Source organism: Gibbsiella greigii, from assembly GCF_039540155.1.
GTDB lineage: Bacteria > Pseudomonadota > Gammaproteobacteria > Enterobacterales > Enterobacteriaceae > Gibbsiella > Gibbsiella quercinecans.
In genome coordinates, this window is record NZ_BAABEM010000006.1 from 589,573 (window position 1) to 614,921 (window position 25,349).

At 52.9% G+C, this 25,349-nt stretch carries 18 protein-coding genes; 8 read left to right on the forward strand and 10 right to left on the reverse strand.

From position 1 onward, the window contains the following. Nucleotides 1–8 precede the first annotated feature (8 nt). Nucleotides 9–1,130 (forward strand): NADH:flavin oxidoreductase, encoded by a 1,122-nt coding sequence (locus AC559G_RS05960; protein WP_498911855.1) that lies wholly within the window; start codon nt 9–11, stop codon nt 1,128–1,130. 61 nt (nt 1,131–1,191) lie between these two features. Here AC559G_RS05960 and AC559G_RS05965 read toward each other — a convergent pair whose 3' ends face one another. Further along, on the reverse strand, nt 1,192–2,643 hold the full coding sequence (locus AC559G_RS05965; RefSeq protein WP_498911856.1) for an MFS transporter: 1,452 nt from the start codon (nt 2,641–2,643) through the stop codon (nt 1,192–1,194). 1,175 nt (nt 2,644–3,818) lie between these two features. On the opposite strand from AC559G_RS05965, the gene aldA reads away from it, so the two are divergent. After that, entirely contained in the window at nt 3,819–5,261 is a 1,443-nt protein-coding gene (aldA, locus tag AC559G_RS05970) for an aldehyde dehydrogenase (RefSeq protein ID WP_438599407.1), read from the forward strand. Nucleotides 5,262–5,304: 43 nt separating this feature from the next. On the opposite strand, the gene AC559G_RS05975 is transcribed toward aldA, so the two are convergent. Further along, a complete protein-coding gene (locus AC559G_RS05975; protein WP_498911857.1) occupies nt 5,305–6,243 on the reverse strand; it encodes a LysR family transcriptional regulator in 939 nt (312 codons plus the stop codon). Nucleotides 6,244–6,336: 93 nt separating this feature from the next. On the opposite strand from AC559G_RS05975, the gene AC559G_RS05980 reads away from it, so the two are divergent. The 5 genes from AC559G_RS05980 to AC559G_RS06000 all read left to right on the forward strand — a co-directional run bounded on the left by AC559G_RS05980 (nt 6,337) and on the right by AC559G_RS06000 (nt 12,742). Beyond that, the gene (locus AC559G_RS05980) at nt 6,337–7,404 is read left to right on the forward strand and encodes an SDR family oxidoreductase (RefSeq protein ID WP_498911858.1); all 1,068 of its coding nucleotides are present in this window, start codon (nt 6,337–6,339) and stop codon (nt 7,402–7,404) included. Between the two features lie 291 nt (nt 7,405–7,695). Continuing rightward, a complete protein-coding gene (locus AC559G_RS05985) occupies nt 7,696–8,718 on the forward strand; it encodes a LacI family DNA-binding transcriptional regulator (protein WP_498911859.1) in 1,023 nt (340 codons plus the stop codon). Between the two features lie 159 nt (nt 8,719–8,877). Next, nucleotides 8,878–9,606 carry a gluconate 2-dehydrogenase subunit 3 family protein gene (locus tag AC559G_RS05990; RefSeq protein ID WP_498911860.1) on the forward strand — a complete coding sequence of 243 codons (729 nt, stop codon included), beginning with the start codon at nt 8,878–8,880 and terminating at the stop codon, nt 9,604–9,606. Between the two features lie 17 nt (nt 9,607–9,623). Further along, nucleotides 9,624–11,393 carry a GMC family oxidoreductase gene (locus AC559G_RS05995; RefSeq protein ID WP_498911861.1) on the forward strand — a complete coding sequence of 590 codons (1,770 nt, stop codon included), beginning with the start codon at nt 9,624–9,626 and terminating at the stop codon, nt 11,391–11,393. A gap of 2 nt (nt 11,394–11,395) precedes the next feature. Then, nucleotides 11,396–12,742: a cytochrome c gene (locus AC559G_RS06000; RefSeq protein ID WP_498911862.1), complete on the forward strand. Its 1,347-nt coding sequence runs from the start codon at nt 11,396–11,398 to the stop codon at nt 12,740–12,742. A gap of 124 nt (nt 12,743–12,866) precedes the next feature. Here AC559G_RS06000 and AC559G_RS06005 read toward each other — a convergent pair whose 3' ends face one another. The 7 genes from AC559G_RS06005 to AC559G_RS06035 form a co-directional block, all read right to left on the reverse strand. After that, a complete protein-coding gene (locus AC559G_RS06005) occupies nt 12,867–13,892 on the reverse strand; it encodes an L-dopachrome tautomerase-related protein (protein ID WP_498911863.1) in 1,026 nt (341 codons plus the stop codon). 388 nt (nt 13,893–14,280) lie between these two features. After that, nucleotides 14,281–15,201 (reverse strand): 2-hydroxy-3-oxopropionate reductase, encoded by a 921-nt coding sequence (gene garR / locus AC559G_RS06010; RefSeq protein WP_498911958.1) that lies wholly within the window; start codon nt 15,199–15,201, stop codon nt 14,281–14,283. A gap of 8 nt (nt 15,202–15,209) precedes the next feature. Further along, nucleotides 15,210–15,983: an aldolase/citrate lyase/malate synthase family protein gene (gene garL, locus AC559G_RS06015; RefSeq protein ID WP_498911864.1), complete on the reverse strand. Its 774-nt coding sequence runs from the start codon at nt 15,981–15,983 to the stop codon at nt 15,210–15,212. 153 nt (nt 15,984–16,136) lie between these two features. Continuing rightward, nucleotides 16,137–16,907, reverse strand: a complete 771-nt coding sequence (locus AC559G_RS06020) for a hydroxypyruvate isomerase family protein (protein WP_498911865.1) — start codon at nt 16,905–16,907, stop codon at nt 16,137–16,139. A gap of 118 nt (nt 16,908–17,025) precedes the next feature. Next, nucleotides 17,026–18,516, reverse strand: coding sequence for a CoA-acylating methylmalonate-semialdehyde dehydrogenase (locus tag AC559G_RS06025; RefSeq protein WP_462615900.1), 1,491 nt, complete (start codon nt 18,514–18,516; stop codon nt 17,026–17,028). A gap of 415 nt (nt 18,517–18,931) precedes the next feature. Then, on the reverse strand, nt 18,932–20,677 hold the full coding sequence (araD, locus tag AC559G_RS06030; protein WP_095844862.1) for an L-arabinonate dehydratase: 1,746 nt from the start codon (nt 20,675–20,677) through the stop codon (nt 18,932–18,934). Nucleotides 20,678–20,783: 106 nt separating this feature from the next. Continuing rightward, nucleotides 20,784–22,160 carry an MFS transporter gene (locus AC559G_RS06035; protein ID WP_498911866.1) on the reverse strand — a complete coding sequence of 459 codons (1,377 nt, stop codon included), beginning with the start codon at nt 22,158–22,160 and terminating at the stop codon, nt 20,784–20,786. A 514-nt stretch (nt 22,161–22,674) separates the two neighbouring features. On the opposite strand from AC559G_RS06035, the gene AC559G_RS06040 reads away from it, so the two are divergent. Further along, nucleotides 22,675–24,120, forward strand: a complete 1,446-nt coding sequence (locus AC559G_RS06040) for an aminotransferase-like domain-containing protein (protein ID WP_498911867.1) — start codon at nt 22,675–22,677, stop codon at nt 24,118–24,120. A 106-nt stretch (nt 24,121–24,226) separates the two neighbouring features. On the opposite strand, the gene AC559G_RS06045 is transcribed toward AC559G_RS06040, so the two are convergent. Beyond that, nucleotides 24,227–25,258: an isopenicillin N synthase family dioxygenase gene (locus AC559G_RS06045; protein WP_498911868.1), complete on the reverse strand. Its 1,032-nt coding sequence runs from the start codon at nt 25,256–25,258 to the stop codon at nt 24,227–24,229. Between the last annotated feature and the right edge of the window lie 91 nt (nt 25,259–25,349).

A 25,349-nucleotide genomic window follows, 5' to 3' on the forward strand; every position in this document is an offset into this window, starting at 1 on the left:
TATAGCCTGTGGTCAGCTCTGATATCGATGTCCTGTTTCAACCTTTCCACCTGAAAAGTCTGGCGCTGAAAAACCGCATCGTTATGGCGCCGATGACGCGCTCCTTTGCCGCCAACGGCGTGCCTGACGAAAAAATCGCCGCCTATTACCGGCGCCGCGCAGAAGGCGAAGTCGGCCTGATCCTCTCCGAAGGCACGGTGATCAACCGGCCTGCAGCTCGCAACGACGCCCAGATCCCGTTTTTCTACGGCCAGGAAGCGTTGGCCGGCTGGAAACGTGTTATCGATAGCGTTCACGCTGCCGGCGGCAAGATGGGGCCGCAGTTGTGGCATACCGGTTCGGTCATCAGTTTCCAGACGGATTGGGTGCCGGATACGGAGGTCGAGAGCCCATCGGGGCTGATCGCACCGGGCCAGCCGCGCGGCGTGGCGATGAGCGAGGAAGCTATCGCCGACACCATAGCCGCCTTCGCGCAGGCAGCCGCGGATGCCAAACGCCTGGGCTTTGACGTGGCGGAAATCCACGGCGCGCACGGTTATCTGATCGACCAGTTTTTCTGGGCCGGCACCAACCGGCGTACCGATGGCTACGGTGGCGCAACCTTGCAGCAGCGCTCACGTTTTGCTGCCGAGGTGGTAAAAGCCATGCGCCAAGCAGTTGGCCCTGATTTCCCACTGATTTTGCGCGTTAGCCAATGGAAACAGCAGGACTATACGGCCCGTCTGGCACCCACGCCAGAGGCCATGAGCGACTGGCTGGTGCCACTGGTCGACGCCGGGGTGGATATCCTGCACTGCTCGCAGCGGCGGTTCTGGGAACCGGAGTTTCCCGAGATCGACGGCGGCAAGGGGTTGAACTTTGCCGGCTGGGCGAAAAAACTGACCGGTGCCGCCACCATTAGCGTCGGCTCCGTCGGCCTGTCGAGCGATTTTATGGGCGCATTTGCCGGTGAAAGCGCCAAACCCGCCAGCCTGGATAACCTGATTGAGCGCATGGCGCGCAACGAATTTGATTTGATCGCGGTCGGCCGAGCGCTGTTGAGCGATCCCCATTGGGCGGTCAAAATTCACACGGGCAACCACGCTGCGTTGCAGGATTTTAACGCTGCCGCATTGCAGACGCTGGTCTAAACAGGCACCCGGCGCATTGCTTACGCATCAGCCCGCCGCAGCCGCGGCGGGCCAACCGGTGCTAAGCCTGAGTGGCCTTATCGTTATTTTCGCCATACTTCTCACGCATATGCGTTTCAATTTCTTCCAGGCTTTTCCCGCGCGTTTCCGGCACCATCAGCATGATAAACAGCAAAGAACCCACGTTAATCAGTGCGAAAATGAAGAAGGTTTTGCTGCCGGCAACGGCCATTAGCGGCGGGAAGCTGAAAGCGACCAACGCATTAAAAATCCACTGCAGCGAAATTGCAGTCCCTGTAAGCCGCCCGCGCAACTGCATGGGGAATAATTCGGACATCAGCAGCCAGTAAACCGGGGCGATAAACATCTGCATGAAAAACAGGAAGATCAGTATGCAGCCTAAAGCAATAAAGCTTTGCGTCAGGTCGGAGGATAACAGCGTCAACACAGCGCCTAACGAAAGCTGCGCAAAGATGACAAAGCAAAACCCGGTAATCAGCATATGCCGTCTTGAGAAACGGCTCACGGCCCAAATCCCGGCGATGGTGGCAATAACGGAAACCACCCCATTGCCGATGGTCGCCGTAATGGCGGCGGTGGTGCCCAGGCCCGTGGACTTCAGGATGATCGGGGTGTAATACATAAAGGCATTCACACCGGTGAATTGAAGAGCAAAACCCAGCCCAATGCCGATGACCAGCAGCCTTAGCACCCACTTTTCGCGAATCAGCGTCATGACGTCAGGCCCGCGTTCGGCCTCTTTGGCCTGTTTACGCATCTGCTTTAGCTCTTTATGCACCTCATGCGGCGTTTCGCGCAGCTCGTGCAGTACCTCTTTGGCTTCCTCGTGGCGCCCTTCCGCCACCAGCCAGTGCGGAGAAACCGGAACAAAAAAGGTCCCCAAAAACAGCAGGACGCCTGGCACCATGGCGATCGCCAGCATATAACGCCACAGATGCCCATCGTGCAACAGGTAGCTGAGCAAGGCACTGACCACATAGGCCACTAACTGCCCGGTGACAATCATTAATTCATTACGGCTTACCAGCGGCGCCCTGAGCCTTGGCCCGGCGATCTCCGCGATAAAAACCGGCACTGTCGAGGAGCCGCCGCCAACGGCGATCCCAAGCAGGAAACGCATGGCAACCATCGCCGATACCGAGGGGGCCAGCGCGGTGCCCAGGGAGCCAACAACAAACAGAACGGCCAGGCTGCGCAGCGTAATGCGGCGGCCAAACTTATCGGAGAAAAAACCGCTGAGAAAGGAACCGATTGCCGCACCGAAAACCAGTGACGACGCAACCAAGCCTTCAGTGAACGAGGTCAGCCCCAGCCCGCCTTCAGCAGAGGGGGAAGACATATAAGGTAATGCCCCTGAAATAATACCGGTATCATACCCAAATGCCAGCGCGCCCATTGTCGCAACAAGCACCACAAAAAAAATCCGCTGCCTTACGGTTACGGCACGGGGTGTTTCACTGGTCTGAGATAAAGTCGAATCGTGGGAATCCATAATAATCTCTACATCTCTATGTTTTTAGTTTGAAGTATGAATTATCCCTGAAAATTCCGGGATTCTTTTACGCTCAGCGTAGAAGTATAGCCGCTATCTGGCATAAAATAGCCGCCCAAGTGAATTTTTCCGCTTATTTAGCCAAGCCGCCTCAATTAAAACACCGACTAATTCCATGAAATACCCAGCAAGATGAAAAACAAAATAAACATAAAAATCAATAAATTAAAACAGAATAAAATAAAATTCATTTTCACCAATATAGCCATATATGCGCGAGATATTTTTTGTGAATTTCGGGATATTCTGAGTACTCAGCAGCACACCAGGCCTGATGTGATAATTTCGCCAACGCGTTCCGGGAGTAATCCTGATATTTTTACTGTATCACATAGCGCCTGGTTTATTTCACGCCATTCATCAACCTGTCACATTGAATAACCGAAACAGGAACCCACTGTTATTATACCGCCGGAGAAAAGAACAGATAGAATAACTGCTCTGGGAATATCGAGTTTGTAAACTTATATACTCTACATATTCGATTCGCAGGACAATAGGCCAAGTCACTAAGCCAACACATCTGCAAGCTGGCGTATAACGAGTATCACCAGGCTATTATTTGAGCACTTAAATCAAACCGTTTAACCGTGATAAAAACCCCGATTGGCATAAGGGCAGGAAAACCACACATAGCGTTGTTTTTTTAACTTTCCCGGCGGCTTACCCGTAAGTACAAATTGTGAGGCCGATCATGTTTTTCTAAAATTTTTCAATACGTTCAGGCTAACGGAGCTTCGGGAAGACAAAAAAAGTCCGAGAGAAATGCGATGACTTTTTGAAGAAAAACGCGCGTTGCTTGATATTTTTGCCAGCAATAACACGCCGGCGGCAACCAGCAAAAGGTTTATCAGCGTTCCCCCGGTTATCATGAAAGGTTTTATAACGCGGCCTAACGCCTGGCAAGGCGCCATTCTGCACGGCCAAGCATAAAATAACACCTTGTTTTTTGGTTAATTATTTAGACAATAGCACTTTACGCCCCCTGCCCGTTCACCCGAGGATGCATCCCATTTGATGCCGTTGCCGCGTGTTTGCATTATTGATGTCGGCGAGGTAAAAGCACATACAAATAAGCAACAAATACCACACATATTGTTATCGAGGTTGAAATCATGGCAATAAAAAAACAACAACTTTACATTAATGGTGAATTCGTTCCTTATGCCGGCGAGAAATGGATCGATGTGTTGAATCCTTCCACGGAGGACATTATTTCACAGGTACCGGACGCGGGTTTGGAAGAGGTGCGCCGCGCCATTGACGCCGCAGAGCAGGCCCAGGCCGGTTGGGAAGAGACACCGGCCTACGAGCGCGGTATCTGGCTGCATAAAATTGCCGCCGGGATCCGTGAGCGGGCGCAGGAACTGACCGACATCATTGTCGCCGAAGGGGGCAAGACCCAGGCGCTGGCCAATACCGAAGTCCTGTTCACCGCAGATTATCTTGACTATATGGCGGAATGGGCGCGGCGCTACGAAGGTGAAATCGTGCAAAGCGATCGGCGCAATGAGAATATTTTTGTGTTCAAGAAGGCCATCGGGGTAACGACCGGCATCTTGCCGTGGAACTTTCCGTTTTTCCTGATCGCACGCAAAGCGGCGCCCGCGCTGATCACCGGCAACACCATCGTGGTCAAACCCAGTCAGCTCACCCCGAACAATGCTATCGTCTTTGCTGAAATCGTTCACCAGGTCGGGTTGCCAAAAGGCGTCTTCAATCTGGTTACCGGGCGTGGCTCGGTAGTCGGCCATGAATTGGCCAGCAACCCGAAGGTCGGGATGGTCAGCCTGACCGGCAGCGTGGCGGCCGGGGAACAAACCATGGCCGCCGCGGCGCAAAACATCACCAAAGTGTCGTTGGAACTGGGCGGCAAAGCACCGGCGATTGTCATGCAAGATGCCGATCTGGATCTGGCGGTAAAAGCCATTGTCGCTTCCCGGGTGATCAATACCGGGCAAGTGTGCAACTGCGCCGAACGGGTCTATGTGCAAGACAGCATCAAGGATGCGTTTATCACACGTTTGACCGCCGCCTTTAACAACGTGAAATACGGCAACCCGGCAAACGAAAAAGCGTTGGATATGGGGCCGCTGATCGATGCCGCTTCACTCAATGCGGTTCAGGCCAAAGTGGACAACGCGATTGCGCAAGGGGCGCAGGTGCTGGTGGGTGGCAAACGCGCCGGCAACAAGGGCTATTTCTTCCAGCCGACCCTGTTGGTCAATGTGCGCCAAGAGATGGACATCATGCATGAAGAGACGTTCGGGCCGGTGCTACCGGTCGCCACCTTCAACACGCTGGATGAAGCGATCGCGATGGCGAATGACTGTGAGTTCGGCCTGACCTCGTCCATCTATACCAACGATCTCAACACCGCCATGGCGGCGATGAAAAAGCTGAAGTTTGGCGAAACCTATATCAACAGGGAAAATTTTGAAGCCATGCAAGGCTTCCACGCCGGCTGGCGTAAATCCGGCGTCGGCGGTGCCGATGGCCGCCACGGGCTGGAGGAGTACCTGCAAACCCATGTGGTCTATCTGCAGTACCAAGCCTGATAGCGCCTGGAGCGGCTGCGTAAGCCCGCCGCCCCCAACGCGGTTAGCGAATCCGCAGGTGGGCCTCGAGCAACTGCGCCAACACATCGACCTTGGGCGTCAATTGCCGCGCCACCGGCCATAACAGATGGAGCGGCAGTCCGTCCGTCGCCTGCCGCGCCATAATCTCCACCAGTTTACCGGCACGCAAATCATCCTCCACCAGCCAGGTTGCCAACTGCGCGATCCCCATCCCCTCCCGCACGTATGCCAACTGGGCTTCAGCATCGCTGGCGACAATACGCGGGCGCACGAAACAGTGGCCGATTTCACCGTTACCGGTGGCATACACCCAGGGCGGTTGCGTGCCGTCAGGCCGCCCGTAAACAATGCAATCGTGCTCCTGCAACAGCGGCATGGTCAGCGGCTCGCCGCGCCGTTCAAGATAACCCGGCGCGGCACAGAAAATCAGGCGCTCGCAGCCCAAGTAGCGCTGAACCAGCGATGACGGGAAATTCGGCGGCCCGCCGATGCGCACCGCCAGATCGATACCCTCCTCGGCGAAATCAACGAAGCGATCGGAAAACGTCAGGTGCGGGCGCACGTCCGGATACTGCGTTGAAAATTTTAGCAGTACCGGCACTACGCGAAGCCGCCCGAAAGACGCGGGCAACGCCACGCGCACCGTACCGGTCGGTTCCCGCTTTTGCGCCAGCATGGCGGCCTCGGCTTCATTGAGCTCCGTCAGGATCCGGATACAGGTTTCGTAATAGGCACGCCCGGCGTCGGAAAGCGCCAGGCGACGCGTGGTGCGTTCAAACAGCGCCACCCCCAGGCGCTGTTCAAGCCGGGCAACGCTTTTGCTCACGGCGGAGCTGGTGAGATTCAACTGCTGTGCGGCGGCGGTAAAACTGCCGGCCTCGGCGGCACAGACAAACGGAACGATGCCTTTGAGCCGCTCGCTGCGCAAAACCGTTGATGATTGATGAATTAAATTCTTCAATTTATGGAAATCTTATCCTGAACAGGAATATTTATCCTCAGTATGATGTCTGGAGAGCATGAAGTCCACGCCATCCAAAACAGGAGCGACAGTATGAGCAACAAAGCACTGATTATCGGCGCCAGTGGCATCATCGGCAACGCACTGGCGGAACATCTTCTTGCCAGCGGCTGGACGGTTTACGGCCTGTCACGCGGGCGCAACGCCATCGTCCCCGGTTGCCAGCCGATCATCGCCGATCTGACCGATAGCGAGTCCGTTGCGGCTGCGGTTAGCGGGTTGGGAATCACCCATGTATTCCTCACCGCCTGGTCGCGGCAGGCAAGTGAGAAAGAGAATATTCGCGTTAACGGCGCCATGGTGCGCAACGTGCTTGAGCCGCTCGGGCGCACGGCACAGCTTAAACACGCGGCGTTGGTTACCGGCCTGAAGCACTATCTCGGGCCGTTCGAAGCCTACGGTGCAGGGGCGGTTCCGATTACACCGTTTCGGGAAGAACAAGGCCGCCAACCGGTGGAAAATTTCTACTACGAGCAGGAAGATAGGCTGTTCGAGGCTGCCAATCGCTACGGTTTTAGCTGGAGCGTGCATCGGCCCCATACGATTATCGGTTTCGCGCTCGGCAACGCGATGAACATGGGCCAGACGCTGGCCGTCTACGCCACATTGTGCAAACACAGCGGTCAACCCTTCGTCTTCCCAGGTTCGGCGGCACAGTGGAACGGCCTCACGGACATGACCGATGCGCGCCTGCTGGCACGGCACCTGGCCTGGGCGGCGCTGAACGAACAGGCCAAAAACCAGGATTTCAACGTGGTGAACGGCGATATCTTTCGCTGGAAATCGATGTGGGCGCAGTTGGCCGGTTACTTCGGCATTGAAGCCGCGCCGTTTGACGGCACGCTTCGCCCACTGGAAGGCCGGATGCAGGATGCAGCGCGCCAATGGGCCGATATCGCGGCCAAATATCAATTGCAAGAACCGAACGTCGATCGCCTGGCTTCGTGGTGGCACACGGATGCCGATCTCGGCCGGCCGATGGAAGTGGTGACGGACATGACAAAAAGCCGCAAGGCCGGGTTCCTTGATTACAAAAGCACGCCTGATGCATTTTTCGATCTGTTTGCACGGTTAAAGGCATTGCGCCTCATCCCCGCTTAAACACGGGCCGCCAAGAACAATTCCCCCCGTGCGCAGCAGCAATGCTGCGCACTTTCGCCTTTTCCTAAGCCAGCACGCCCTGCCGAACGCAGTAACATTTTCTTGCATTCGGGTGCAAAAATCCCTTTGCAATCGGGTGCAATAATTAACATGATAATAACAATAACGCTAAGGATTTAGTGCGCGAAATACCTCCAACACCGGCAGGTTCCTCATAGAAGGGTATTGTTTTCATGTCAGCGATCGACGCCCAGCGTAGGCGCTTAATGTGACCATTCAAAAATTCGACTTATGACGAAAGAAATCAAGACATCCAAACAGAAGAAAGCCACGGCAAGTGATGTAGCAAAACGTGCCGGTGTTTCGAAGTGGACAGTATCAAGGGCATTCACACCCGGCGCATCCATTTCCGCCGAAGCGCAAAAGAACGTACTGGCCGCTGCCGCCGGTTTGGGCTATCGCCCAAATTTGTTGGCGCGCAGCCTGACCAAAAAGCAGACGCACATTATTGGCGTAGCCATTGACGAGTTTAAAAACCCGCATTCAATGAAAATCCTTGATGTCGTAACCAAAGCGCTGCAAGCGCGCGGTTACCTGGCGCTGATGCTGAATATCACCGAGGGTGAAAACCACCAAGCGATCATTCAGATGGCCGATCAACTCCAGGTGGATGGCATTTTATTCGTGGGTAACGCCCTGAGCAGTGAATTGTACGAAATCATCCACGACATGCATTACATCCCACTCATTCAGGTACTTCGCAATAGCGACAGCCAGCGCCACATCGAGGTGGTCAATATCGACGGCTACCAGGCCGGACGCGAGATCGCGCAGCTCTTACTTGAACAGGGCTATAAACGCTTTGGTTATATGAAAGGGCCGGATACCGAGTCCAGCTATTTGCTACGCATGGAGGGTTACCGGGATGAACTTCAAGCGCACGGCTACGAGCTGGATCAGTTGCTGATAGCGGGCAACTATGATCGGCTTCGCGCTTACAAACTCATAAAGGAATACCTTCAAACCACCGCGCAAACAACACGCATCGAAGCCCTATTTTGCGAAAACGATATTTTGGCGATCGGCGCGCTAGAAGCGCTGTATGAGTGTGAGCAACAACACACCATCGGCATCGTCGGATTTGATGGCATTGACGAAAGCGGTTCGCCCGTTTGGGCATTAACAACTTACCGCCAGGACACAGAAAAATTGATGGCCGAAGCGATCAGCCGGCTCATTGACAACAAGGCTACAGAAGACGGCGACTGGCGTAAAGGCGAGCTCATTATAAGACGTTCCCACCAGAGAGCTTAATGGATCATCCGGTTGGCAACCCGAATTTGTCTTTCTGGCTGGAACAGTAATTTTTGGAAAGTTAGCAAGCTATTGCCAACTATCAGGGAATTCACTTACTTCGGTGGGCGAATTTAAAACAGTGTGACAAAAAGATTGTGCTATTGAAGGAAATAAAAAATGAACCGAAGAGAGGCTATCTTTTCACTCAGTTCGTTGGTGGCAACGTTGACCGTTGCGCCAAAGTTAAGCGCTAAAGAACTCGATAATATCCCGCTTGAAACCAAATTAAACGCCGACAGCTTGCCCGTTCCAGCAATGCAAGGCGGATATCGTGTATTAACAGACGAAACCGACAGAAAGAATCTGTCGGCCATTTTTGATCGACTGATCCCCGCAGACGAACACGGCCCTTCAGCCACGGAGGAAGGCGCGATTGAGTTCATGGATGACCAGTTAGCCGGCGATTACGGCTCTGGCGCCGCGCTTTATCTTGTCGGGCCGCTACGCCCGGAAAATGAAGAAAAGCTGATGGGTAGCCCGCAATTTCTGGCCTCACCGCGCGAACGTTATTTAACCGGCCTAAAGGCAGTGGAAAACTGGGCGCAGGCTAATCACCACGCCTCATTTCATACGCTCAGCGCACAACAGATCGATACGTTTTTAACTGACATGGAAACGGGGAAAATTGAGCTCGGCAAAGAAGTTAATAGCCAAGCCTTCTTTGAGTTAATGTTGCAAAACGTGCGTGAAAGCTATCTGGCAGACCCCATTTATGGCGGCAATAAAACCATGGCCGGCTGGAAAATGATTGGCTTCCCTGGGGCGCGCTATGATTACCGCCCCTATATTGAGCGCCGGGGCGAAAATCTAAAATTAATCCCTGTAAGCCTTATTCCAAAAGATTGATTGCCGGAGCTGAGCAAATGTCAAAAATAAGAAATAAAACGGACGTCGTCATCATCGGATTAGGTTGGGCAGGCTCCGTTATGGCGGAAGAATTAACCCGTGCCGGGCTGAACGTCGTGGCGATAGAACGCGGCGCCTGGCGCGATACCTCAACCGATTTCCCGGTGGCCGTTGACCCGGATGAACTGCGTTGGCACACCCGGCGGCAGCTTTTGCAACCCATGAGTGTGGAAACAACCACTTTCCGTAACAACCCCCGTCAGGATGCGGCCCCGGTTCGCAACTGGTCGGCGTATCAGTTTGGCTGGAACGTCGGCGGCGCGGGCACGCACTGGGCGGGAATGTCATGGCGCTTTTCGCCGTGGGATTTTGAGATCGCCACCCAGACGCGTGAACGCTACGGCGCAGAAAAAATGAAAGGTCTGCAACTGCAAGACTGGGGCGTCACCTATGAAGAAATGGAACCGTTCTATGACCGCTTTGAGCGCATTGCCGGCACTTCCGGCATCGCCGGCAACCTGAACGGCCAACGGATCAGCGGCGGCAATATTTTCGAAGGGCCGCGCCAGCGCGAGTACCCAACGCCGCCGCTCAAAGATACTCATTGGATGAGCAAATACCGCGCAACGACGGAAAAAATGGGCTACCACCCTTTCACCATCCCGGCCGGCAATATTTCGCAATCCTACGTCAACCCGTTAGGCGTCACCATGGGGCCTTGCACCTATTGCGGCTTTTGCGATTTCCACGGGTGCGGCAACTTCAGTAAGTCCTCGCCGCAGGCCTGTATCCTCCCGGTATTGATGCGCCGGTCGAATTTTACCGTGCTGACCGAGACCGAAGTTCTGCAAGTGCTCAAACATGAGGATGGTAAAACGGCCACCGGCGTCAGGTTTATCACCAAAGAAGGCGTTGAAGGCTTCCAGCCGGCGGACGTGATCTGCATCACCGCGTACCAAATGGACAACGTGCGCATGATGCTGTTGTCAAAAATTGGCGAGCCGTACAACCCAGAAACCGGGCGCGGCACCATCGGGCGGAATTACAATTATCAAAGTTGCTCTTCCGTGACCGGTTTCTTTGACGGTGAATTTATGAACCCGTTCATCGGCGGCGGCGCGCTGGCCGTGCAGATCGACGACTTCAACGGCGACAATTTCGATCACAGCAGCCTCGATTTTATCGGCGGCGCCGGCATTATGGCGTACAACACCGACGGCCGGCCGATTCAGCATATGGATAGCCTGCGCGCCGGAACCAAACGCTGGGGCAGCGAATGGAAAGCCGGCTATGCACGCGACTACCAAACCGCCGCCACCATTTTCTGCCAGGGCACCTCAATGCCGGTTCGCGGCGCTTATCTCGATCTTGATCCCATCTATAAGGATCGTCATGGCCAACCGCTGCTGCGCGTCACATTCGACTGGAATCAGAACGATATCAATATGGTGAACTATGTCACCCAGAAAGCGCAGGAGATCATGAAGGAGGCCGGTCCGACAACGTCGATCTTCGAACGGCAAACGGATCAAACCTGGAACCCCTACCTGCAGGAAAGTTCGCATACCATCGGCGGCGCAGTGATGGGCGCCGATCCCACAACGTCGGCAGTGAATACCTACCTACAAAGCTGGGATGTACATAATGTGTTTGTGGTGGGCGCATCGGCATTTCCGAACAACGGCGGCTACAACCCCACCGTCACTGTCGGCGCACTGGCTGTCCGCGCCGCACAGGCAATCCATCAGACTTACATTAAAAACCCTGCTCCCCTGGTGAAGGCATAATCATGAGCGCAAAAAAGAAAATCGTATATAGCCTGGCGGCGGTGGCCGTGCTGGCAGGGATTGGCGTATTCGGTAGATTATGGGGGGTGCTGGACAGTTCACGTTCTGAGGTTGCCGACAATCAGACCAAGCTGGCTGATTACCACAGCGCAGATGCGGCGGCAATCAAACGCGGAGAGTACGTCATGCGCCTGAGTGATTGTGCCGCCTGCCACAACGCCAACTTTGCCGGCGGCTATAAAATCAGCACCCCGTTTGGTGAGCTACAAACGTCAAACATCACGCCGGATACACAAACCGGCATCGGCAACATGACCGAGCGCGACTTCTTTAACGCAGTGCGCCAGGGCCGTGGCGATCATGGTTTCCTCTACCCGGCGATGCCTTATACCGCCTATACAAAGCTGAGCGATGACGACATGCATGATTTGTGGGCCTATATGTCAACGCTCACCCCCGTGCACAACAAGGTTGATGAGAACAGCGGCATGAGCTTCCCGTACAACATTCGCCTGGCGATGGTTGGCTGGAATCTGCTGTTTTTCGACAACAACGGTTTCAAGCCTGAAAGCCTGAAAACCGCCACAGCCAAAGCGGAAGAAGCCAACCAGCTCGGCCTGGTCAACCGCGGTAAATATATCGTTGACGGCCCTGCGCATTGTAGCGTCTGCCATTCAGCGCGTAACGCCTTGGGCGGTGAAATCAGCAGCCAGTATTTGCAGGGCGGCACCCTTGGCGACTGGTATGCGCCGGACATCACGCCGAACCCGCATGCAGGCATCGGCGCCTGGAGCAATGCGCAGATAACACAGTATCTGAAAACCGGCTCCGACGGCATGCATGTCGCCGCAGGCCCAATGGCCGAAGCGGTTGAGCACTCGATGCAGTATTTCACCGACAGCGATTTGCAGGCGGTGGCCGCCTACCTGAAAAGTTTGCCGACCTCAGGCACCGCGGCGCCCGGCGCATTTGCCATGGACGACGCGCGCAAGAAAAACGCGGCCATGGTTTATGAAGTCAACTGCTCGGCCTGCCACGGTGGGCAGGGTGAAGGGATCAACGGTATGGTGCCTGCCTTTGCCGGGAATAGCGCCATGTTGCACAACCCGACCAACATGATTACCGCCATGTTGAACGGCGCGCGGGCCGCGTATACCGCCGACAGGCCGACCGCCGCGGGAATGCCCGCCTTTGACTGGAAAATGGACGACCAACAGATGGCGGATATTCTCAACTACATCCGTAATTCCTGGGGCAATCAGGCCGATGAAGTGACGGCAACAGAGGTGGCGGCATTGCGCAAACAAACCGGTGCCAGAGAGAAGTTGGCAACGCCAGCGGCCAATTAACCCCTGCTCCGGCAGCCACCCGTCATTCATCGGCCGGCTGCCGGTTAACGGCTATACCCTTCTTATCACGCTCCGTTGGCGCGTTGCCCCTTTGCTGGGAGGTATGCCCATCAACCATGCACCATCACGGCAGCGGGAAGCGCAGTACGCGGAACGGCGGATGGGTATCATCACGGCCGCCATTGTTGGCCGGCGTACGATGCGCCTGCGCGGCGCCGGTATAAACCTTGCCGTCCGGCCCAATCGCCATGGCGTCCGGCCAGTCAAGCAGCGCCGACGTAACCACCTGGCGCAGCGAGCCATCCGGCCGCCGCAGTTGGATGGCATGATGCTCCACGTCCGACAGCAGCATATCACCGCTGGGCAGCATCAGAATGCCGCCAACCGGCATCAATGGCCCAAGATTTTCCACCCGCTGATCAAGCGAGGCTTCATCAAGCTGGGTGTTCAACAGATCGCTTAACTGCACACGCCACAACGTGCCTCCCAGCGGCGGGCAGAAATACAGCCATTGTTTATCAGGGCTGATTTCAATGCCGTCGGCATTGACAATCGGGATGCCGCCTTCAGGCGTTTTCTCCGCCACGCCGTCGATCACCGCCACCTTGCCCGGCTCCGCTTTGGTTTTCTGGCTGTTGGCCAACAAACGGCGCGCCTGCCCGCTGGCTAAATCGAGCGTAATAATGGCACCGGTGCCCGATTCCGTCAGGAAAGCGATCTGGTCAACAATGCGCACATCGTTAAGGCAGCCGCCCGGTACCGGCACAATCGATGCATCAAGCGGGTACACACGCCCGATCTGATTCTTTTTAATATCAATATCGACCAGCTTCGCGCCCCCTTTGCCCAACGTACAATCCACCGCCCACAGATGATCCGGCTTATCCGGCTCGATGCGCAGCGCATTGATGTTGACAAAATGCTGCGCCGGATCGGACTGCGGCGCCCACGTATTCCAGCTATCGCCGGGATAAGGGACGACCTCGCCGTTCACCACCACGCCAACCGAAAACGAGGCCTGCTGCACCCAACGCGGCATACCGACAAATACCCGGCCATCCTGGGCAACGGCGATACCGTTTATTTGGTAGGGCGTGGTAATCACCGTTTCCAACTGGGCCGGCGCGGATACCGCCGGCACCGACCACATACCGCACGCCAGCATGACGCCGGTAATCAATGCCGCATAATACGTTTTACCGTGCCGCCCGGCGCGATTAGTTGATTGGCTACATTTTTTTCTATTTGCTGGGACACGATAAGACGCGGTTCCCACATCGGCTTTTGTAAGCATCATCGACCTCATCATTAAAATTTCCGTTAATAATAAAGGGCCCCAAAATACGGCCGTATTCACCATAAGAAATACACGTCATAGCAAGAAGCAGGCTTTCATTATTTACCGACAAATACTGGCTGGCGTATTTACATACCATGCGCCAACCGCACTATTATTTCGCAGCAGCACATTACCGCAGAAGAATATTACTCGATGCTCTACCCGTACAATTGAAAACGGCGGGCACGTCGGCACAATGCTAATTAGCTTTTATTTCCATGCCGGTCTGCGCCTCATAAAAACGCGCAATGGCGCTGTGATCCAACTCCCCCATATCATGGGTACGCAACGCCTGCATGATTTCCATCACCATTGAGGTTAAGGGCAAATGTGCGCCAATGCTGTGTGAGGTATCCAGGGCGTTTTGCAAATCTTTTATGTGTAGATTCAGGCGGAAACCCGGCTTGAAGTTTCGAGCCAAAACCATCGGCGCTTTTGCATCAAGGACGGTGCTACCGGCCAACCCGCCGCGAATAGCATTATATACCACCTGTGGATCCACGCCGGCTTTGGTCGCCAATATAAAGGCTTCCGACATGGCCGCAATATTAAGAGCAACAATAATTTGATTGGAAAGCTTGGTGATATTCCCGGCACCAATATCCCCGGTGTGCACCACGGAACTCGCCATGGCGCTGAGTAAGTCATAATACTTTTCAAATAGGGCAATATCGCCCCCAACCATCACCGAAAGCGAACCGTCAATCGCCTTCGGTTCACCTCCGCTCACCGGCGCATCCAGCATTGAAATATTTTTCTTCGCTAATTCGGCGGCGATCTCCTGGCTGGCTAAAGGCGCGATGGAACTCATATCAATCAATACGCTACCCGGTTTTGCACCGGCAATCACCCCTTCTTCCCCCAAAACAACCTGCTTCACCTGCGGCGAATTCGGTAGCATGGTGATAATCACGTCACATTGCGCCGCGAGCGCTTTGATACTGGTGGCGCCCATCGCCCCCAGGGCGACGAGCTCGTTTACCGAGGTTTGATTTAAATCGCTAACAATCAACGAGTAATTTCCTTTTAGCAAATTTTTACTCATGGGCTTGCCCATAATACCCAAACCGATAAATCCGATATTCATTGATGTCTCCTCATCTGTATAGACGGTTTTCAGCCAGGGAATCAGGATTCTTTCGTGATAAATCCGTCAGCCAGCTTTTTAGTCGCCGCACGGAATAAGCCTAAATCGCTGCCCACCGCAACGCAGGTTGCCCCCATCGCCAAATAACGTTGGGCATCCGCCTCGACGGGCGCAAGGATCCCCGCCGCTTTATGATGAGCCCTGGCGACATCAAAAACATGTTGGATAGCTTTTTGCATTTCAGGATGGTGTAAATCCGAAAAATAGCCCAAATTGGCCGAAAGATCGCTCGGCCCGACGAACAGAACGTCGATCCCATCAACCGCCGCGATTTTTTCCGCATTATCGATGCCGGTTTGGCTTTCAATTTGCGCCATGATACAAATATTGTCGTTAATCTTGGCAAAATAGTCAGGCACAGTACCGTATTTATTATTTCTTTGCGCCAGCGAAATCCCACGGATACCTTGAGGTGGATAGCGCGTTGCAGTAACGGCCTTGACGGCGTCGGCCTCGGTGTCGATAAACGGGATGAGAAAATTGGAAAAACCAATATCCAGCAACCGTTTGATAGCGATCACATCATTCCATTCTGGCCTGACAACGGGCGCGCTGCGGCTATCTTTTAACGCCATCAATTGTGGAATAAAGGTCATAATGTCATTACAGGCGTGCTCCCCATCAAGCAACAGCCAGTCAAAACCGGCATATCCCAAAATTTCCGTGGTGATCGGGCTGCCCAGCGAAGACCAGCAGCCAATTTGGTTTTTCTGCGAAAGCACATTTTTTCTGAATTCATTTATACAGGTATTCATTTCTTTTCACCTTGCGCCAATATCAGGGGTTGAGCGTTGGCCATTTGTTGTTCAAAGAGAAACCATGCCAACGTGGGGTAAGCGTTATACTCGTCATACGTCAAGTTGCAGGCGTGTCGGCTTTATTACTCGGCAACTCGAATGATTTAGCGTTTATACTGCCAACGTTTTCAATGTATTGAGCCCCTCCTCGGTCTTGCCTCTGGGGCGATACTCCAGCGCGATAGGATCGCGGAACCCTATCCGCTTGAATGCCGAGATGACGGCCCGAAAGTTAACTTCCCCTTCATCCGGCTCATTCCGGGCGGGAACGCCGGCAATTTGAACATGCCCGATAATCTCGGCATAACGTTCGATCCGGTTAATCAAATCCCCTTCCATAATTTGGATATGATAAACGTCGAACAGCAGCTTGATATTGTCCGCCCCAATTTCACCGATCAGCTGTGCAACCCGATCGCTATGAGAAACCAGGTAACCGGGCATATCGCGTTGGTTAATCGGCTCAAGCAACAAAATAATATCGGCGGCAGCGGCTTGTTGTGCGATCGCACGTAGGTTTTTAACCAGCGTGGCCAACGCCGCCTGCCGTTGCTGCGGTTCGACAATACCGGAGGTGACATGGATCTTTTTCACCCCCAACGCCGTTGCATAGGCCAATGCCGTTTGCCAATGCGCCCAAAAAACCGCCTCTTTACCGGGAACACCGGCAAAACCAAACTCCCCCTGGGCCGGATCACCGCTCGGCGTATTCATGCTGGCGATGGAAACCCGGCTGTTCTTTAGCAAAAGCGTGAGTTCATCAAGGGGAATGCTATACGGATTAGGGCATTCAACAATATCGAACCCACATTGCTTCGCCGCCGCGAACCGCTGCGCCAACGGATATTCAGTAAATAAAAACCCAATATTCGGATAGAACATTCCCCCTCCGCCTTAACCCAATGGTTGATGGTTTGCATATGCACCGGACGAGCGCCGCCCTGGCCTGCACGTTCCCGGTTATTTTCAGTACGCCCGGCGGCACCGGGCTGCTGAATATTTACAGGGTCGGCATATTAAATTCGGCTTGGGTATGCTCTTTGGGCCAGCGGGAGGTCACCGTCTTTAGCCGAGTGTAAAACCGAACGCCTTCCGGCCCGTGCATATGATGATCGCCAAAGAGCGAGGCTTTCCAGCCGCCGAAACTGTGAAACGCCATGGGAACCGGAATCGGAATATTAATACCGACCATCCCCGCCTGCACACCGTGTTCAAACTCATCGGCGGCCCGGCCGGAATCGGTAAAAATACTCGCGCCGTTGCCGAACTCATGCTCGTTAATCAGGCGCAGCCCTTCATCAAAGCTATTCACCCGCACGATAGCCAGAACCGGCCCAAAAATTTCTTCCTTATAAATCCGCATCGCGGCGCTGACCTGGTCAAACAGGGTCGGGCCGACAAAGAACCCCTTTTCATAGCCTGAAAGCGTGAAATCTCTGCCGTCCACCAGCAACGTTGCGCCTTCCTCAACGCCAGCGGTGATGTAGCCTTTCACCTTTTCCTGATGTTCAGCAGAAACCAACGGCCCCATTTCCGCCTGATCGTCGCTGCCAACGCCCACCTTCAGCGTAGCAATCCGTGCTTGCAGCTTTTGGCTCAACCGGTCGGCGACATCGTCCCCAACAGCAACCGCGACCGAAATGGCCATGCAACGCTCGCCCGCCGAGCCATAGGCCGCACCGATCAACGCCTCAACGGTCACATCCAGATCGGCATCCGGCATGATCAACATATGGTTTTTTGCCCCGCCCAACGCCTGAACGCGTTTGCCATGGGCGCATCCTTGTTCGTAGATGTAACGCGCAATCGGCGTAGAGCCAACGAAACTGATGGCCGCCACGTCCGGGTGGAAAAGCAAACCGTCCACCGCAACCTTGTCCCCTTGCAGCACGTTAAAGACACCGTCCGGCAACCCGGCCTCTTTAAGCAGCTCCGCCAATAACAATGCAGTGGTTGGATCCCGCTCCGAAGGCTTCAAAATGAAGGTATTGCCACACGCCAGCGCCATCGGGATCATCCACAACGGCACCATGGCTGGAAAATTAAACGGCGTAATGCCTGCCACAACCCCCAAAGGTTGACGCAAGCTATGGCTATTAACGCCGGTGCCGGCCTGCGCCGAATATTCGCCCTTCAGCACCTGGGGGATACCGCAGGCGAATTCCACCACTTCAATGCCCCGGGTCAGTTCACCTTTGGCATCCGATACCGTCTTGCCATGTTCCTGGGAGATAATTTCGGCAATTTTAGCCGCGTTTTTTTCCAGCAATTCCTTAAAACGGAACATAATCCGCGCACGACGCAGCGGCGTGGTATTCGCCCAAGCCGGGAACGCGGCTTTAGCCGCGGCGACCGCGGCATCAATGTCCCCTTGATCCGCCAGGATCACTTCGCCACTTTGTGTACCCAGCGCCGGGTTATAAACCGGTTTCGTTTGTTGGGAAGAACCGGCGGCGTATTTCCCTTGAATAAAGTGTTGGATTTTCTTCATAAGTCATCTCCTACGCAAGTCAGCAATATAACCGCAGCCTATCGAGACATATCAATATTATGCGTTTCAAATCACAATGGTTTAACGACCTCAGGTTTAAACAGAACGATCTTCATATCCACCAGCACAAGGCTGCAGTTAATCAACATCCTTTAATAGGAACCGTTGAAGAATATTGACACATTGCGTTCTGGTAAAACCCACTTCCTCACTTAAATAAGAACATAGAGCATTCATCCGCTATCGTTTTATTCGCTAAATTGGTTATCACATAGCAATCTCCTTCATCAAATTACCGCCAATAACGTTCAGACGGAGAGTCGGTGTACGCCAGCAACCGGCGTACACCCATAACTAAAATAATAAACAAACATATCCTCACGGCTTATTACAAATACCGAATTCCTGCTGGACTTTATTGTATTGGCGGCTCTGGGATTTTGCCCTGCTCGCCGGCAACGGTTTCCAGATAATCGAAATCACAGCCATCGTCCGCCTGGCTAACATGTTCAGTGAACATTTTCCCATATCCCCGTGGATAATAAGGTGCAGGTTTTACCCAAGCCGCCCGGCGGCGTTCCATTTCCGGTTCTGATATCAGTAAATTAAGCTGCCGCTTCGAAACGCTTAATTCGATAAGGTCACCATTGTTGACAAAGGCCAGCGGCCCGCCAATAAAAGATTCCGGCGCAATATGCACCACGCAAGAGCCAAAGCTGGTTCCACTCATTCTTGAATCAGAAATGCGCACCATATCCCGGACGCCCTGCTCAAGTAATTTCTTCGGGATGGGAATTTGCCCCCATTCCGGGAACCCTGGCGCGCCCAACGGGCCAGCGTTTTTCAGCACCAGCACCGAATCCTTATCCACTTCGAGCGCCGGGTCATCGATGCGGCTTTGCAGATCCGTCACGTTTTCAAACACCACGGCTTTGCCGATATGTTCCCGTAACCCTGGATCCGCCGCATGAATTTTCAGTACCGCACTGTTAGGCGCCAGGTTGCCGCGCAAAATGACCAGGCTGCCCAATTCCCCGAGCGGTTGTTCCAGCGGTAAAATCACGTCGTCGTTATAAACTTCAGCACCCTGGATATTTTCGCCTATCGTTTTTCCCGTCACGGTGAGCGCGGAACCATCAATCAAATCCCCCATTCTTGCCAACAACGCTTTTAAGCCGCCGGCATAGTAGAAATCCTCCATCAGATATTTCCCTGCTGGGCGGATATTGGCTAAATGCGGCACCTTTTGCGCAATTTCATCAAAGCGTTCCACGGTTAACGGTACGCCGGCGCGCCTGGCCATGGCGATAACATGCACGACGGAGTTCGTTGAACCGCCCAATGCCAGCGCTGTAGCGATAGCATTATCAAACGAGGCCGCGCTTAAAAAATCCGACGGTTTTAAATCGTCCCATACCATTTCAACGATGCGGCGCCCGGTTCTTTCCGCCATGATCGCATGCCGGGAATCCGGTGCGACAATCGACGATGCCCCCGGCAAACAAAACCCCATGGCGTCGGCCATACTCATCATGGTCGGCGCCGTGCCCATGGTCATACAGGTACCGGCCGAGCGCGAGATACCATTCTCCACTTCTTCCAGTTGCTGTTCGGTATATTCACCGGCTTTGTACTTATACCAAGAGGCAAACAGATCGGTGCCAGAACCCAGCGTTTTCCCTTTATTATCCCCACGTAAAGACGGGCCAGCCGGGAAATAAATCGCCGGTATATTCATCGAAATTGCCCCCATGATAAGCCCTGGGGTCGTTTTATCGCATCCGCCCATCAGCACCACGCCGTCAATGGGGTGGGAGCGCAGTAATTCTTCCGTTTCAATCGCCAGCAGATTACGATACAGCATCGCTGCCGGGCGAACATAGGGTTCGCCCAATGACATTGCCGGCAATTCAATCGGAAAGCCACCGGCCTGGAAAATGCCACGCTTTATTTGTTCTGCCCGATCTTTAAAATGCGTATGGCAAGGATTGATTTCACTCCAGGTGTTAATTAAGCCGATAACCGGCTTGCCCATATAGTCTTCTCTGGCATAACCCTGTTGAGCCATTCTGGCACGGTGCCCTAATGAACGAAACACGGGTGCGCCATACCAACGATAACTGCGTAAAGATTCAGGACTCACTTTTTTATTAGTTGACATAGGCTCCTCGCTGACTTTGTATCATTTACATCAAACCGTATTATTTATTTGAATCACGATTTGCTCTTGAATAACCTAACGATCACATCATTACCGCTATATTTTTTTAAGAAAATTCGACGCGTTTAATTTCGCCGACCAGGAAGACATAACAGAAGATAGTCAATGCAGCAAAGAACGACACATACATCAACGCACCATGGAAAGAACCGGTAGCGGCAACGATATAGCCGATAATGATCGGTGTAACAATCCCGGCGATATTGCCAATTGTATTAAACAAACCACCGCTTAGCCCGATCGCTTCTTTTGGTGAGGTATCCGCCACCACCGCCCAACCCAGTGCGCCAAACCCTTTGCCAAAGAAAGCAAGCGACATAAAGAATATAGCCAAGCTGACTGAATCGACATAGTTACAGACCAGCATCGACATCGAACACAGCATGCCTAAGATAATGGGCGTCTTACGTGCCAATGAGAGTGAACACCCTTTCTTTATCATAAAATCAGACACAATCCCGCCCAGGATCCCACCGGCAAAACCGCACAGCGCCGGCAGTGATGCAGCAAAACCTGCGCCCAATATCGTCATATGCCGCTCTTTGATGAGATAGACCGGGAACCAGGAAATAAAGAACCAGGTCAGCGTCGAAATACAATATTGCCCTAAATAAACCCCGACCAACAGGCGCTGTGACAACAGCATATTAACCGTGATTTTTTGCTCCGTTTCTTTTTGAACGAAAGCGGCGGCCTGTGGTTCTGTTTTCCCCAACGATGCATCGAGATTAACTAAAGCACCGCCTTGTTCTATATACGCCAGTTCATCTTTTGATACCCAGGGGTGCTGGGAAGGTGGGTAGATGATCCTTAACCAAATGAAACTGATGATAATGCCGATAAGCCCCATAAAGATGAAGGCGCTGTGCCAGCCATAGTTGTGGGTAAACCACCCCATTATCGGCGCAAAAATCGCCGTGGCGAAATATTGGGCCGAATTGAAAACGGCCGAGGCGGTTCCCCGCTCTTTTAACGGGAACCATGCCGATACCACGCGGCTGTTACCGGGGAATGCCGGGCACTCGGCCAACCCGACGATAAAGCGCAGCAGGAACAACACGGCCACCGCAAGGGAAACGGTGCCGAATAGCGTTACCCCATGAAGCAGAAAGACGCCGGCTTGCAGCATCGTAAACAACGACCAAAGAAAAATACTCCAGAAGTAAACCCGCCGCGAGCCGAACCTATCAAGCAACCGCCCCCCTGGGATTTGCCCCAGGACGTAAGCCCAGGCAAAAGCTGAAAAAATATACCCCAGGCTGACCGAACTGATGCCAAGTTCTTCAGACATTGGCACACCGGCAATAGAAAGTACCGCACGATCGCCATAGTTAACCGCAGTCACGATGAATAACATAAACACGACAAGATAACGGATAAACCCGGTTTTCTTTAATTTTATCTGTTCTGTGATATCAGTCATAATTTAACTCCAGAATCGGATTAAAAAACACTATTTATTTTTATAAATCTGCGATTAAAAAAACTGTCAGGTAAAGCGGCCACCATTAGACGGTGTTAATTTTTTTACTTACTACAACCGCACCTTTAATTGGCATCTTAAACAGTAAACGCTTTATGTATACGTACAATTCCAAAAATAATCAGATAAACAGTATTGTAATTTTTACCCATACAGTTTCCGTCAATGCAATAAGCCATTACATTCATAAGGTTAAGTCTGTTGGTTATTTATTCATTCCGATTCAGGATCACAAAAAACAAATAAACAGCATTAAATGAAAAAATTATGATAGTGATCTTCATCACAAAAACAATTATTACCGGGTTAGCCGATTACACCTGTCTGTATACTGGTATTAGGATTTTTTTAAAAATTTGGGATTTGTATCACATTGAACGAAGATACCAGCAGCGCCAAGACAACGCTTTTATCATTGTAACTCGCCTTTTGCAGCTGATAACACAGGTTAATCATGAACAATTTTTTAACGTTATCTATTGATAAGCAGTCTTCCGTTACGCTCGTAGAACAGCTTATGCAGGCCTTTCAGCTCGCGATACGTTCCAAACATTTTCCTCCCGGTGGAAAACTGCCTTCCATCCGGCGCTGTGCGCAAATGTGTCAGGTCAGCGCTTCAACGGTTGTCATTGTTTACGACCAATTAATTGCCGAGGGCCTGATAAAATCGATTCCTGGCTCGGGTTTTTTCGTTATTGACAAGCCAATGAATTATGTCAATGACCAACAGAAAAATCCAAAAGCCGTCGATCTCCCTATTGATGACTATTGGTTATTAACAAACGTATATTATTCACATACCAGCTATAGCCATTTTGGTTGCGGTTGGTTACCGTCAGACTGGTATCCCAATAATGATTTATCGCGGGCATTACGTGCCGTCGCCCGGCAAAATATCTCTGCCAATGGTTATGGCGAACCCCAAGGGTTTTCCCCACTAAGAGAATATTTAAGTGGCTATTTATCCGATCGCTCACTTTATGCCGCGCCGGATAATATCCTGCTGACGCAGGGAGCAAGCCGCGCATTGGATATCATTTCCGCGGCTTTTTTAGAAAGCGGGGACACCGTGCTGGTTGATGAGCCAGGATACTGTAACTTCCTGACGTCATTGCTGATGAAAGGCGTACGCGCTATTGGAATACCCTGGACAGATCAGGGGCCCGATATTTCAGTGATGGAAAAGCTGATAAAAAAACACCGGCCAAAACTTTATTTTACCAACCCCTGGTTGCATAACCCCACCGGCACCTGTATGAGCCTTAACGTCGCTTATCAGGTTTTGATGATCGCCGAACAACAGGGCATAAAAATCGTCGAAGACCATGTATCCGGCGATCTCATGCCACCAAATAGCGTCACACTGGCCTCACTCGGCGGGCTTGAGCGCGTGATACATATCAGCAGTTACTCAAAAACGCTGTCGCCCAGCCTGCGCGTCGGTTATGTTGTCGCCGATGTGCCAACAATCAACCGGCTGACACAGTACAAAATGATGAGTGGCCTGACCTCCTCCGAATTTGTTGAACGAATCGTATTGAGCCTACTGAAAGAGGGCCACTATCATAAGTCGTTGGAGAAATTACGCGCAAAACTGACATTGGCGCAAGCTGAAGTGGGCCGTTTTTTGCAAGAATTAGGTTGGGAGTTATTTATTCAACCTAAAAATGGCTTTTATATCTATGCAAAGCCCAGAGGCTCAAAAATGGATGCGCAGACATTAGCCGAACGCGCCAAAAAAGACGGATTAATCTTTGCTCCCGGCTATCTTTTTCATCCGCAGCATATGAGAAGCCCATGGATACGCTTTAATGTTGCGTATTCACTCACGCATAAAAATATACTTATTTCTTTTTTGAAAAGTGAGGATTGTATTAGAATTTGCAACGGCAATAATTAATCGGCATACGGCGTTTCGGCTGCTTAGGGCAGAAACGCTGGTTTTACTGATGGCGGCGGCAGCCTGGCCCCAACGCAGGCGGCATGCCGGCTAATGAAAAGATGGTTTATTCTTGAATAGCCGTCGTGGCTTTGGCTTGCAACACATCGCCGTAGTGGCGCGCAGCGACATCGGGGTGGGAGCGTAACCGCCCCTTGAGATAATTCCAGCCCACATCGCGCAGCAACGGGTTTTGCGGATCGCTGGTCGGCCCCTGCGCGGCAAGGTGGGCGGGCAATTGATAGATGGGCACCACGGCATCCAGTTGCGCGCCAAGAAAGAAGGCAATCGATAGCCGTTCGCGCCCTGCCGGTGGCGAAACCACGCGGTGCATGGTCGCACGCAGGTAGCCATTGGTCGCCAATTCCAACAGCTCGCCAATATTAACGACAAACGACTCCGCCAACGGCAATGCCTCGATCCAATCACCCGGAGCGACCTCCACCTGCAATCCCTGCTGATTGTCCTGCAATAAGAAGCTTAAAAAGCCGGAATCTTTATGCGCCCCTACACCTTGCTGGCTACCGTTATTTTGCTGGCCGGGATAACGGATCAGCTTGATATGCTCATTGGGCTTTTCACCGTACAACACATCAAAGGCGTTGACCGGCAGCTCCAATGCTTCAGCAAATGCCCGCAGCAGACGCAACGACATGCGCGTCATCGCTTGCTGCCATTGCAAAAGTACCGTCTTCAGTTCAGGCAGCGCCGCCGGCCAAAGGTTTGGCCCTTGTAAACGCCGCCAACTGGGGGCGCCGGCCAACGGCGGCAACGCCGGGCGTTCCGCACCGATGTCGAACTGCTCACGCCAGTCCGGCTGGCTACGCGTCAATTCGGCGCCGGCCCGGTTATAACCACGAAAATGGGGAGAATGAATCATAGCGACACGCCGTTTTTCTTCATCCGGCAGGGCAAAAAAAGCTTGCGCCAACTGCTGCACACGCTGTTGCAATTCGCGGCTGACACCATGATGAACCAAATAGAAAAAACCGACATCGCGCGCGGCCCGGTTTAGCTTTGCCAGAAAGTTCGCTCGCGCTTCACGCCCGCCATCAAGCTGTGACAGATCGAGTATCGGCAAGGCGGTAATATTGCTCATAGCAGACTCCATGATTTGCCCAATAGAAATTACTCAGATCAAATTCGGACTCGCTACAGCACCGGTAATGTTTCATGGCAAGTTCTCGCGA